This window comes from Paraglaciecola sp. L3A3, from assembly GCF_009796765.1.
Lineage (GTDB): Bacteria > Pseudomonadota > Gammaproteobacteria > Enterobacterales > Alteromonadaceae > Paraglaciecola.
This window is the reverse complement of the sequence record NZ_CP047023.1, coordinates 767,805-780,942: the sequence shown is the minus strand read 5'-3', so window position 1 is coordinate 780,942 and position 13,138 is coordinate 767,805. Positions and strand designations below refer to the sequence as shown.

Annotated in this window: 9 protein-coding genes and 1 pseudogene; 2 read left to right on the top strand and 8 right to left on the bottom strand. The window is 38.5% G+C overall.

Features of this window, described 5'->3' with window-relative positions; all coding sequences use genetic code 11:
* Nucleotides 1-2: 2 nt before the first annotated feature.
* Nucleotides 3-923 carry an NAD-dependent epimerase/dehydratase family protein gene (locus GQR87_RS03265; protein WP_158966507.1) on the bottom strand — a complete coding sequence of 307 codons (921 nt, stop codon included), beginning with the start codon at nucleotides 921-923 and terminating at the stop codon, nucleotides 3-5.
* A 54-nt stretch (nucleotides 924-977) separates the two neighbouring features.
* Entirely contained in the window at nucleotides 978-1,880 is a 903-nt protein-coding gene (locus tag GQR87_RS03260; protein ID WP_158966505.1) for a glycosyltransferase family A protein, read from the bottom strand.
* Between the two features lie 270 nt (nucleotides 1,881-2,150).
* On the opposite strand from GQR87_RS03260, the gene GQR87_RS03255 reads away from it, so the two are divergent.
* Nucleotides 2,151-3,101: a glycosyltransferase gene (locus GQR87_RS03255; protein WP_158966503.1), complete on the top strand. Its 951-nt coding sequence runs from the start codon at nucleotides 2,151-2,153 to the stop codon at nucleotides 3,099-3,101.
* An 18-nt stretch (nucleotides 3,102-3,119) separates the two neighbouring features.
* Here the strand turns inward: GQR87_RS03255 and GQR87_RS03250 are convergent, their stop codons facing one another.
* From GQR87_RS03250 to GQR87_RS03225, 6 genes are all read right to left on the bottom strand, one after another.
* Entirely contained in the window at nucleotides 3,120-3,935 is an 816-nt protein-coding gene (locus GQR87_RS03250; RefSeq protein ID WP_233267385.1) for a hypothetical protein, read from the bottom strand.
* Nucleotides 3,936-4,194: 259 nt separating this feature from the next.
* Nucleotides 4,195-5,049, bottom strand: a complete 855-nt coding sequence (gene pheA / locus GQR87_RS03245; protein WP_158966500.1) for a prephenate dehydratase — start codon at nucleotides 5,047-5,049, stop codon at nucleotides 4,195-4,197.
* A 233-nt stretch (nucleotides 5,050-5,282) separates the two neighbouring features.
* A complete protein-coding gene (locus GQR87_RS03240; RefSeq protein ID WP_199271682.1) occupies nucleotides 5,283-6,680 on the bottom strand; it encodes a sulfatase in 1,398 nt (465 codons plus the stop codon).
* Between the two features lie 35 nt (nucleotides 6,681-6,715).
* Nucleotides 6,716-8,536 (bottom strand): right-handed parallel beta-helix repeat-containing protein, encoded by a 1,821-nt coding sequence (locus tag GQR87_RS03235; RefSeq protein WP_233267384.1) that lies wholly within the window; start codon nucleotides 8,534-8,536, stop codon nucleotides 6,716-6,718.
* Between the two features lie 206 nt (nucleotides 8,537-8,742).
* Nucleotides 8,743-10,239 carry a sulfatase gene (locus GQR87_RS03230; RefSeq protein ID WP_158966496.1) on the bottom strand — a complete coding sequence of 499 codons (1,497 nt, stop codon included), beginning with the start codon at nucleotides 10,237-10,239 and terminating at the stop codon, nucleotides 8,743-8,745.
* 194 nt (nucleotides 10,240-10,433) lie between these two features.
* A complete protein-coding gene (locus GQR87_RS03225; RefSeq protein WP_158966494.1) occupies nucleotides 10,434-11,468 on the bottom strand; it encodes a LacI family DNA-binding transcriptional regulator in 1,035 nt (344 codons plus the stop codon).
* A gap of 189 nt (nucleotides 11,469-11,657) precedes the next feature.
* Here GQR87_RS03225 and GQR87_RS03215 point away from each other — a divergent pair.
* A pseudogene (locus GQR87_RS03215) lies at nucleotides 11,658-13,016 on the top strand (MFS transporter).
* Nucleotides 13,017-13,138: the final 122 nt, after the last annotated feature.

Here is a 13,138-nt window from a genome sequence, read left to right as displayed (position 1 = left end):
ATTCAAGATTGAGAATTTTTATACCAATTGATAGTTTCAATTAAGCCTTGATCAATATTAACTTTGGGTTGCCAGTCTAAAAGCTCATTTGATTCCATCACGTTAGCTAAAACTTGTTGCTCGTTCATTCTGTCAGGAAGATCGCCTATTGATGGCTGAAGATGAGGCGCCGAATGGAGCAATATTTTTTCAACAAGTTCTAACACTGTATGAAATTTTCCAGACCCTATATCTATTGTTTTCCCCAAAATATCAGACGTTGTCCCTAGTTTTAATAGACCGTCAATAACATCATCAACAAAGATCCAATCAATTTTGCGTTTTCCGCTAGTAATTTGTGGTGACTCATTAGCCAATGCACTAAGGATTGTATGGGGTACTAATTTCTTTTTATCATTTTGCCTTGGACCATACACCATAAACACTCGAGCAATCACAACCGGCAAATCATATAGCGAATGAAACATTCGTGAATATGCACTGGCTGCATATTTTGCAGCAGCGTAAGGAGAACAAGGCACTGATTCTTTACTTTCAGATGTAGGTTCTTCTTGGGAGTTAGTCAGCACCAAGCGTTTAAGCGAAGACAATTGGTTAGAGGCTTTTAATATATTGACCGTAGCAATAAGGTTGTTTTCTAACGTTGTTTGGACAAAATCAACCTGACGATTACCATCTACTTTAGCGGCTAAATGAAAAATATACTCGGGTTGCAGAGCTTGAATAACATTTGAGATGGCTGCGGAGTCACTTACATCTAGCTTTACCCAATTAATTTGAATGTCAGCAGGTAAGTTACGCCAATAAGTGCCCGTTATTTCAGCCCCTAACTCAAGCAGCTTAGAACATAAGTGGCTGCCTATAAATCCATTCGCACCGGTAATAAAAACCTTGGCTGATTTGTATAAAATGTCAGATTTCATCTTGCTCATTTAACACATAATTTAGCTTGAGATAATAGAGCATGAACCGGTTCCTTAAGGTCGTATAATACGCTTAATTTTTCTAAATAAGTCATATCGAAGCAATGCAATACGATTTAACAAATATAGATATATTATTAGTTTTTCTTTGGTACTAATAGCTGACTTTCCAGTGCTAACAAACCGATATGTGTGTAAATTCAGTCTCGCGTATAGACTCGGACCCATTTGCATTTTTTTTAGCTTTGCAGTTTCTTTGGTCATTAATAAACTAGCAGTTTGTGCATCATGACGCCGAACAAAGAGGCGTTCTCGAACTTCAAAAAATTTACCTAATAAAGACAACTCAGCCACCATACTTATATCCGAACCAGGGAAATGCCTATGTAAGCTTGTCTGGCGTAAAGCACTCACTCTAATTATGCCATGCATAATATTGTTTAGTTTTTCACGATTTAAGTATTTAATAAATCGATGTGAAGGTCGTTCATCTTCTATATTCAAGTCATCGAAATATTCTATTGCCGATTCAAACCCCATATAATCAGTGGTTAACAAGAAAGCTTGTGGGTAGGCAATAACCACATCTGGTCGACTATCAAGCACCTCTATACACTTTTCAAAAAAGCCAGGCAGACAGAAGTCACTATCCGCAGCCCATTTAAAATATTGCCCTGAAGACAACTCGAAAGCCTTATTAAAGTTTCTAAACACACCAATATTTTGCTGGTTTCTTACGTATTTAACCCGCTTGTCTATTGCAGCAAAATGTTTACATAAAGGCTCAGTTTCGTCATTTGAGGCATTATCTACAATGATTAGCTCAATATCTTGAAAACTTTGTTCCAGCATAGATTCTATTGCATCCACAATCCATCGAGCCCCGTTATATACAGGGAGACCAATACTTAATTGAGGTACATTTTGTGATGCTTTTGATAAAGAGGTGCTTCCCAAGAAACAATCCTTTGTTAGTTCTGTTATTTAATAAATAATAATATTTGAAAGTCACAGAATAATAATAAGTGATCAAAGTAAATAGTAAACAATCTGCTTTATGCATTCAAGTTTACCCAGTTCTATTTTATCTAAGCCCCACAAAACACGAATTATGCCTTCGGACCGTTTTGTTTAATCTTTTTATTTTGTATACTCAAACATAGTTGTTGCTAATTACCTGTAATATTTCAACTAATCGCTATTTCAGAAGCGGAGAACAGACAAGTTATGCCTAAACATATTACTGCAAAGCCTGAATTTACCGTTACCCAAATCGCAAAAACAACTAAAGCCCCTTCATGGCATATTGCCATTTTTGCACACAATGAAGTCACAACAATTGATGCAGCTATGCAAAGTGTTGCATCTGCTACAGCAGGCAAAGATGCAGCTGTTTATGTGCTGGCTAACGGCTGTAAGGACTCTACAGCAAGTTTAGTGAAACAAAATAATGCTCAGTTAGAAAACCTTTACATACTCGAAACATCCGTTGCAGATAAAGCAAATGCTTGGAATTTATTTGTGCATAGACTTTTAACAACCAATCATACACATGAAAACCATACCTACTTTTTTATGGACGGTGATGTTATTTGTAATTCAGATACGTTCTCGCTGTTAGCTGAAGAATTTAATTTAGTTGAACGAGCAGAAGCCGTTGGAGCTATGCCTGCCAATGGCCGAGACCGAGACGCATGGCGACGAAGAATGGTTTCGTCAAATATGTTGGCTGGAAATTGTTATGCGTTACGTGGCCGGCTTGTAAAATATTTACAGCTTGAAAAAATACTTATTCCTATTGGGTTAATAGGCGAGGACTTTTTTGTCTCTTGGCTGGTGCAAAGCAATGTTTGGCGAAAAGAACAATTAGAGAATGAAGGAAACCGTTGCGTATTTCATAACAAAGCGGAATTTTCATTTCGGTCACTTTCGATATTTAAATTATCTGATTACTCTTTGTATATAAGACGCAAATGGCGCTACACCTTAAGAGGTATACAGCATCAAATGTTGCTTTTTTTAATGCATCAACGAGACGCAAAGCTTCCCGAAAATGTGATTCAGTTGTATAACTTGGTTCCCCCACCACCTCGATTAAAATGGCGAGGATTAGATACACCTTTCTGGATTTTAATAGTCGGCAAAATTAAACGATTACATAATTCAATTATCTTGTAGCAGCTTAGCTAAGGCTTTTTATCTGGTTATTATCTGTGTCATTTCACCTTTTTTAAATTGTTTAATTTCAGCTAAATCAGCTTTATACAACAAAGGTGCACTGTTATTTCTATAGGCCTGTAAATAATAACGTGTTGGCCATGCATGAGGTGGAACATCCGCATCTTTAGTTGTTTGTTGTTGTGTCACATCAAAGGTATACGAATTAGCTAAGGCTTGGTTGCTGCCAGGTACAGTGTCTCGGGTATCGATATAGTTATCACTAAAATCCCCACAACTGCCAAAATGCTCTATACCGTAATTCCAAAAGACTCCAGAATAAACAGACACAGGATCTAAATAAGTAGTTTGCACCATAAGCTGTGGATTAACGGATTTTGCTCCTTCACAAATACCTAAAGTAATAAAAGAGCCACAACTATGACCAATAGCGTGAATAGCTTTTAGGCTAGGCATAGTCGCCAAATGTTTACCCATTTCGATGCCTATCTTTTTACCTGCAACCGAGCACATAAACACATTACTTGAGAATTTTTGCCAATCGATACTGTGATTTTGTTGTACAACATTAGCAAGTTGTGAGTAAGGCGAAGTTGCCATCAGCTGTTGTAGTTCATCACTCCAACTGGCTGTGGTGTCGTTCACACCATGGGCTGACAAAGTAATATATTCCACATTTTTGACCAAGGGAAATTCTGTAACAGAAGAAAAGTCCCGAGGCCAATAAACATAAATACTGATAGCTAATGAAATAACTACAAAGGGGATACCTGGCAATACAACCAGCCCCCAGAAAAGTAGGCGGATGAGTTTTTGTTTAGTTAGATAAAACACCAACTGAAGGTATCCAATGAATTGTTAAAGCGACTTAATATTGAACCACAAATAATACCGAAATAAAAAAACTTAACAAGAATGAAGGGATTTGAAGGCAGGTAAACTATCTACTTTTCACAGTTTTAAAATGCTTAGCCTGATATATTCTGCTTCCCTTTGTGCACACAGTGGTGAAATTATTTTGCTCTGATCTTTTGCTTCTTTGCAACTCGAACCTCGTAGCTGTCTTCTTCTGCTATTTCCTATCTACTGCTTTTTAAACTGCCACCGCTTTTACATATACCTTAGCCGCAGGATAAGAGCCCATGTTTTTTACTTTTGCTATTTGATTAATTTCATCAATAGCTTCGGCGACGGCTTTCTCAGCGAAGTGGCCTTGGATATCGATTAAAAAATTATATTGGCCAAATTCAATCTTGGTTGGCCTAGAGATAATAGACGTTAAGTTCACATTTCTGGATGCAAAAGAGGTTAACACCTCGGCTAATAAGCCGGGTCTATCATGATCATCAAATACTACTAAACTGGTTTTCCAATTAGCATTTTGACTAATATCAGCCGTTCTTTTTTCGTTACACAGCACTAAGAAACGAGTTTGATTATTTTTATAATCGTTGACGTTTTCAACCACATGCTTAAAGTCACCCAAGTCAAATGAGCCTGCCGGCACAATAGCTGCGCTATTGCCCCCGTGTTGTAACACCAGGTTCAAAGATTCAATATTACTTTGAGTAGAGATAATGTCTGCTTGAGTTAGAGTGTCGATATACTCTGCGCACTGCCCTTTCGCTACAAATTGCGCAAATAGTTTATCTACGCAGTCAACAGAGTCGGCGTTAGTGACAAAAGAAAAATGAATAGGTAAAACAATTTCAGACACTATAGTCAAATCACTATCAATCAGGTGATCCAGCACCAAAGAAACATAACCTTCTGAAAAATTTTCAATGGGTAATACAGCAATATCACAGCCCTGGCCTACCGAATCCAGTACCTTTTTTATGGTACTTAAATATTCAATTTCGTAGTCTGTGTCACAAGAGTCTATATATTTTAATGCTGCCGATTCAGAATAGGTGCCTTTAGGGCCAAGTGTTGCTAATTTATTCATATTTTTAGAAAAAGATTCCATCTAGTGGGACACAGCAGCCGGATGTTTTAATAGGTATAGAGACATAATTTAATCTCATTGCTTGCTGCTGTAAATGACACTAAAGGCATAATATATCTCACTAACTATATTATTCTGCGACGCCATGGGTAAAGCCAGCACTAAAGCCATGTTTTTTAGCCCAACTCTTTACCCCAACTCTTTACCCCAAAAATACAAAGCCGTAATAAATTTTACTGCACACCTGAATATTGTTGCAGTTGCATGTCTTTTTCCCAAGCCACTAACTTTTTGCTGAGCTTAGCCACTATTCTTGGATGTTGCTTCGACACATCATTTTTTTCGCCAATATCTCGTTTAATGTTGTACAACTTAATGGTACCACTGCGATAGGCCAGTAATTTCCAATCGCCTTCCCTTACCGAGGCATATAAATCTTGATAAGCGCGATAACCGTATAAAGGTTCGCCACGTAGCAATGTATCGTTTTGTTTAATGGTCGTTAACAACGACACACCATCTAGGTTGTGATATTGACTAGGATCACCACCGGCTAGCTCTACTAAAGTCGGAAATAAATCAGTGGATTGCACTAAACTCTTATTGGTAGTGCCCGCTTTTGTCACACCCGGCCAACTGATAATAAAGGGGACTCGCGCACCACCTTCGTATAAGGTGTCGACCATTTTGCCACCATGAAAAGGTTTGTTTTCAAATATGCCGCCTTGGTCTGACAAGAAAATAATCACAGTATTTTTATCCAAACCCTTTTCTGCAAGGGCGGCCCGTACTCTTCCAATCGACTCATCGATACCACTCACCAAAGCGGCGTGTTGTGCGTAGTTACCCGTTAAACCTTTTTGTTCAAAATGCTTGACGAGATCTTTACGGCCTTGAAAGGGTGTATGAATAGCGTAGTACCACATAGACAACATAAAGGGTTTTGCCTGATCATATGTATTGATAAAGGCTACCGCATCATCAGTTAATTGGTCGGTTAGATAACGGTCTTTTACCTCTTTGTACACCTCGGAATGTTTAAAGTAGGGTGGGTAATAAGAATGGGGATGCCCCCAGTTTGATGCTCCAATTTCTTTATCGAAACCTTGATCGATTGGATGATACCCTTCGTGACCTAAATGCCATTTTCCCACAAACATATTGTAGTAGCCTTGTTGTTTCAGGGCCTCTGCGTAAGTGACATATTCGGTATCTAACCAATTCACACTGGGCACTTGTGCAGGATCTTTCGCCCAAAGGTTATGGCTTGTTTCAGTACGGCCGTATTTATCAAAACCAAATTCTTTAGTTTGCGGAATATGCCTAGGCATACCAATACGGGCCGGATGTAGCCCGGTTAACAGTGTAGCGCGACTTGGACTACATGTAGGCGTCGGAATGTAAGCATTTTCAAACTCTAGTCCGTCTAAGGCAATTTTATCGATATTAGGAGTTTCATAAACAGGATCTCTTAAAGTACGAGATGACCAGCCCATATCATCAGCAAAAAACAGCACAATATTTGGTTGGGTCTGTGCTTTGCTTAAGCTGGTCGCGGCTTGACTAACTGAACTTGTTGTCAATGCTAAGGCAATAGCTACTTTAATTAATCTTGTTATATAATTTTTCACATTCTTTCTCTTTTTAAATGGGTGACGCAATTGCATCAATTGGCAATTGAACCGTCATCTTTTAAGGTTTTTTGGCTATGGGCATCTGCTTTGACCGCCATAACCTTATCCCCTTGATAACTATTGTTTTTTAATACTAGGTTATTGCTATGCATAAACTCAAATAATGGACGATTTGGGTGCAACACTGGTTTATCTATTGATTGTTCGATGGTGTTGTTTTGGATCAATAAACCATCCACTCGGTCCGCCCACACAATGCGCGTACCAAAGGTTTTAATAGTGTTATTTTCAAAACGTATGTTCTTATCGAAAACCTCGGTTTGATCAAAGGTTTTGCCTAATCGAGGGGTAATGTATAACACCGCATGCTCAGCCCCAGCATAAGCCACGTCTTCGAACACATTGTTGCGTATGGTCACGTCTTCTACTATGCCTGATTCAAACCAAAAGTAACTTTCACCCCGGAAAAAAATTGACGACATCATGGAAGAGAAGTGATTGTTTTCTATGACCGTTTTTAATGGTGTTTTTAACACTATATTACGCGCTCTATGGTCACGAATAGTCGTCCCGCGCATGGTAAATGTTGGATTCCAGGTTTTGTTTTCTAACAAATCCCCTGGCTTAATTTGTGTCGGTAATGCTTTGGTAAAACTCAGCTCAGTGTATTTTTCGTTAAGCATCCGTACTTTTTCAACCGTTGCTACACTGGCTCGTTTAACACTAGGCTGATGCACAAACCACATTTCATCGCCTACTCCAGCGAACTCAAATCCCATCTGTTCAAAATGGCCAAATTTAACTAACAGAGTTTTGTCATCTACGATTTTATCGACTACGGCATAAGTACCATGCACATTGGTGCCGTCGTCTAACATATTTTCGAAACGGCTATTTTCAATCAATATGTCACCTTTACAATTTGCAAAATGGGTAGCATCTGCGGTAGACGATATTAACCGTTGAGCGCCTTCTCTAAGGTAAACGCCTGAGTTTAGTATTTTGATGTTTTCACTACGCTCGAATAAAAAGCCCATACCTAAAGCGTGATGAATTGTGACATTGTCAAATACCACATTATGTGAGTTTTTCACCTGAAAGGCCGGAGCATAGCGGTCGTTATGGCGATCGCCTTTAGAACTAGTGAGTGAGCCAACAGGGGGATAACGCTTTGATTTTTCGTGAATACGTAAAACTCCCTTACCTAAACTTTCTACTTTAGTCGGCTCGCTGTGTCGATCAAACCCGCCGTGCACAACCCGTTTTTGTTCTTTTTCAAAAGCCAGTGTTGAGCCCAAATAGGGATAATTAAAGCCATCTATATCAGGAAACAGTATTTTACCCTTAGCTAATTTCCAACTATGACTGCCGACCCAAGGTTTCACATCCATATAAGCTTGTTGTTGATTCACCGCCAGTACTTCAGCCACAAAAGTAAAAGGAATATCCCAGTCTATGGTTAGGTTATTCACAGTAACATTTTGGTTGTTATAAAGTTGAAAGGGAGCCGTTTGCCCATGGAAGATAAATTCAGAACCATTGCCTTCGATCTCTATGGATGCAAAACCAGATAAGGGGAATATAATCTTTTTAAGACCATTTCCATGATTCGTTACCGTACTATATCGGCTTAAGGCATATTCGGGAGAAAATTTATAAATACCTTTTTCAAAGACAAGTTTCACTTCATCTTCGGTCACTTTTTCTAAGGCTTGACGAATAACAGGTGTCATGTCATCTGCGCTTGCCGTGAAAACTAAAGTTTGTTTAGCAAACAATGTTGAACTAAAAATACTGCAGATACTGACTGCAAGCATCATTAATAACCGAATTAGACTAGAACTTGATTTCACTTATTTGACTCCTGTAATTATCCTTTCTGTCCAATTATGATTTTATTTGACAGACAAAAAAAGCAAAAAGGGATAACGTTATCCCTTTTGGCCAAAATAGTATCTGCTGAGTTAGCAAAAGTCTACAATTTGCTAACATCTTCACTACATTTCACTTTGGCTTTGGCCGATACAAATGAATAAATAGAGACCTGTCTAAATTGCCTTTATTGAAAGCTTTTACGATACAATTTTTCTATTTTGGTTAAATCTGGATGCTCTGGCCTAGGTAAATATTCTGGCCACTGTAAAGGCTGGTAAACTTGCTCACCGGGTAATTGCAACGTATCTTGATGATTTTTCCGATATTCAATACATTGTTGACTGACACAAGATTTACCCCATAAATCTAAGGTTTCTTTAATGGCAGTCTCAGACTCAGGGTAAGCACCTTTATCATCTGTGGTCACTATCCAGTCTTGCAATAGTTTTCTATGACGCAACAATTCTGAATTAAAATCACTATTCGTTGCTAAATTATTAATTTGATGGGGATCTTTTTGTATATCATATAATTCTTCAACAGGTTTAGTAGCATTAAAATAACGGGCTTGAACAGGGCTTAACTTCCCTTGCTTAAATAATCTAACTAACTCAAGACTAAAGGCTTTACTGTCTCGGTACTGAGGTTGATTACGAGGAATTTCGGGATGAAAATTACGTATATAGCGATATTGCTCTGTACGCACGGCACGTGAACGATCAAAACTAAAATCCATTCTATCTTTGGCTGAAATAACGTACTCACGGCCATTGAAATCATCAGCGAATATATTTCTACCGTCAAAATGTGCAGGAATAGGAATACCCGCAAGGCTTAAACTAGTAGCAGGTATATCTAAACCACTTATGAGATCATCACGCACCTTGCCCTTTTTACGAAGTAGATGGTTTCCAGCAGGCCAGTTCACAATAAAAGGCACCTTAACCCCACCTTCGTAGAGATCTTGCTTATGCCTTAATAAAATCATGCCATGATCCGAAAACCAAAACACAGCCGTATTTTCTAATAAACCGTTTTCATCAAGCTGAGCTAGAATATCTGCTAATTCTTTATCTGATTGTTCTTGAGTGGCATAGTGCTTGGCCCATTCTTTTCTATGTTCAGGAGCATCAGGATAATAAGGTGGCACTGTCATGTTATCTGGATTAATTCTATCGATGGCTTCTTTAGTGACCTTATGTTTACCACCTTTAAGCTGAATTTGGCCAAAAAATGGCTTGTCTTTAAGCGTTTTTGCCCAATCGAATTTTTCACCATCGTACGCCCCTTGCCAACCTTTAATACCTTGCTGAGCGTTATAAAGTTTGCTTCTGTCGTATTTAAAATTGTAATCGTCTTTACCAATATTAAAGGTTTGATAACCCACCTCTACAAATAACTCAGGGACCGTTTTGTATCCTTCAGGTAAAAAAATACCATTATAACGACTGCGGTTTGACCTGTGTTGGTGTAGTCCTAGGGTTGTTTGATACTGGCCTGTAATCAACGCTGAACGGGTCGCTGAACAAACCGGTCCAGGTTGTATCGTATTATTAAAACGCACGCCATTTTCGGCAAACTGTTTAATGGTTGGAGTATTAACTGTGTTATCACCATAAGCATTATTCCAAGCATTTTGATCTTCAATGTAAATCCACAAAATGTTAGGGGGCGTTTTCATTTTTTTTGCTGTTAATTCGTCAAGGGTTTGCTTTGATTGGGAGCAAGCAGTCAACCCTGCGAATACAAGTATAACCATCAATACTCTATACATAACGATACATTCCTTTTTCAAATTGCTACATGGATTGCTATTGATTGATAACGCCGATAAATTACTTTCAGTTAAATCTAGAGGCTGATTTTTTATTTAAATTAGGATAGTGGACTAATATTTTTGACCGATTTTCGTTCGACAAGTGTGGGCATAAACAGGTGGGTACGCTCAAAACTTTCGGGGGCCTCAGAGCTTAGTTGTAACGATAATTTAGTCCCATACTCTGCCATATCTACAATAGGATAACGAATAGTCGTTAAAGCAGGACGGCATATTCTGGCGATGTCTAAATCATCAAAACCAATAACAGATACATCATTTGGCACATTTTTACCCAAGTCAAACAGGGTATTCATTATCCCAATTGCCATTTCATCGTTGTAGGCAATAATGGCAGTAAACTCAGCACCTTTTGCATACAACTCCTTCACTGCGCTGACACAATATTCAAGCATGTTAAAGTTATCTATATGTTCAGGGTGAGGAAACAAAATATTCTGCTCTGGGATGGTAATACCTTTAGCGGCGAACCCTTGCTTAATCCCTTGAATGCGTTGTTCTTGATCTTGATTATTAGAATTAAAACTAACAATGGCTATCTGTGTGTGACCATTTTTATACAAATAATCTGCTGCGATACGCCCACCAGACACATTATCTAACCATACACATCGAGATGCGATACTCGGCATAAAACGATTAATAAAGACTAAGCCTGGAATATCTCTAGTTAATTCAGCAAAGGTTTCTTCATCACCAAATTTCGAATGTACTATGATGTTTTGACAACCATGCTCTTGCAAAGAATGAATTCCGTTGATTTCGGCTTGAGTGTCATTAAGTGAATTAAGAGTCATCACTTTAAAGCTATGCTTATTTGCCTCACGCTCTGCACCATGTGCAATACTGCCAAAAAAAGGTTTATGTAAAGCTGGGCTTACCACACCCACTAGTGCTGAGCGTCGACTTACTAATGCTCGGGCATTGGTATTAGGCCGATAACCCATTTCATCAATGACTTTTTGCACTTTAGCTCTGCACTTTATGCCGACTTTCCCCTGTCCCCGCACCACTCGGGAAACTGTCGAGGGAGAAACCCCTGCAACACGTGCCACATCTTTTATGGTTACCATAACAACTCTTCGCTGTGAGCCATTAAAACATGAGTTTTAGATGGAAATAATTTAGGGTAACGTTATCCCAAATCATCTGGGTATGCAAAATATTGCTAGATAACATTATTGTGAAAAGCCACTTTACGTTAATATATTGTTAATACCTTCTTTGTTATCTCTAAAATAAATAAGTCACGGCCAATCCATATGAAACCTAATAAGTGCGATAACAAGCATAAAGTATTTATCACACATAAATTTATATTAGGTTTAGGTTTTCTAGCGATTTTCTTTTCTCATCAAGGTATTGGTATTCTAGCAATCCCTTACTATCAAATGACCTTAGGCGTGGATCCATTTTTATTATCTATCGCCATCAAAACCCCTGTGCTGATTGCTAGTTTTCTTGCCCCTTGGGTTGGACAAATATCTGATAGATTACAAACCCCCATTGGCCGTAGACGGCCTTTCTTATTTGTTTTCCCTTGGCTGAGCTGTGTACTCTTTGGCCTTATTTAGATGGTACCTAGCGATTGGGATCACGATCAGCAGTTATTTTATTTTTCTGTTATGGCCTTATTATTCTATTTGTTTAGCGTGTGCTGGACAGTGCCCTTGAAATGTTTAGCCTACGAAGCTTCAAGCGATTCCCACGAAAGAACAAAACTGATGGGCTTTGTCACATATTTCTTGAAATTCGCCTCCATTTTTTACCATTGGCTTTTTCCTATTGCACAGCTAAGTATCTTTGGAGGTATAGTTATCGGCATACAATATGTAGGCTGGGGGGTCGCGTTAATCTTTATTGGTTTAATGGCCATGATCCCTGCTATTTTTATAAAAGAACGCCCCTATGCCCCCAGTAAAATCCAACAAAAAATGCCACTTTTGCAAAATATCAAAGGGGTGACAAAAACCAAAAACATGAAAATATTACTGGGTTTATTATTTCTACAACTGACCCTAGGCGGTTTTGCCGCCAGTATGGATTATTACGTATTGGTTTATCACATGAGTGGTGGTGATGTGGGCATAGGCGCAACATGGAAAGGTCTGTTATCAACCTCATATGCCCTAGTTGGCATCATAGCTATTCCTATAGTCATCCATGCATCAAAAAGGTTTGGTAAAGTTAATACCATGAAAAGCATTTATATATTAACTGCTATAGGTGGCGCATTAAAATGGTCTATTTATCAACCTGGTAGTGAATGGTTTTTAGTTGTAGATGCTTTATTTTGTAGCAGCATTTGGGTGGGTATAGGGGTGATAGTATCGGCTATGATTGCTGACCAAATTGATCATGACGAAGATGTGAATAACGTCAGACGAGAAGGAATCTTTGTCTCGTTGCAAAGCTGGATCATTTCTATTGCTGGGGCCATTGCGGTTATCAGTTCAGGCTTCACGCTCAATTTAATTGGTTTTGAAGCACTACAAGGAGCAGCTCAAAAAGACACCTCTATCTTAATGATGCGAATAATATTAGTGGCTGGTACTGTCGTTTCGGCCTTAGCGGGTTATGGGCTAATTAGTCAATATACACAAGTTAAGCGTACTTATTAACAAAAGCGGTTTAGCATTCTAATTCAATATTTGATTGCGTTGCCTCTTCAGTTAAATAAAATAAAGTAAAGACAACAACAAAAACAATCATATTGTCGACAATTAAATTTAGTCATTATAGT

Bases quoted from the DNA above. Each gene is read 5' to 3' on its own strand.
- GQR87_RS03265 (WP_158966507.1), bottom strand. From the start codon at position 923: ATGAAATCTGACATTTTATACAAATCAGCCAAGGTTTTTATTACCGGT.
- GQR87_RS03225 (WP_158966494.1), bottom strand. From the start codon at position 11,468: ATGGTAACCATAAAAGATGTGGCACGTGTTGCAGGGGTTTCTCCCTCG.
- GQR87_RS03230 (WP_158966496.1), bottom strand. From the start codon at position 10,239: ATGAAAACGCCCCCTAACATTTTGTGGATTTACATTGAAGATCAAAAT.
- GQR87_RS03255 (WP_158966503.1), top strand. From the start codon at position 2,151: ATGCCTAAACATATTACTGCAAAGCCTGAATTTACCGTTACCCAAATC.
- pheA (WP_158966500.1), bottom strand. From the start codon at position 5,049: ATGAATAAATTAGCAACACTTGGCCCTAAAGGCACCTATTCTGAATCG.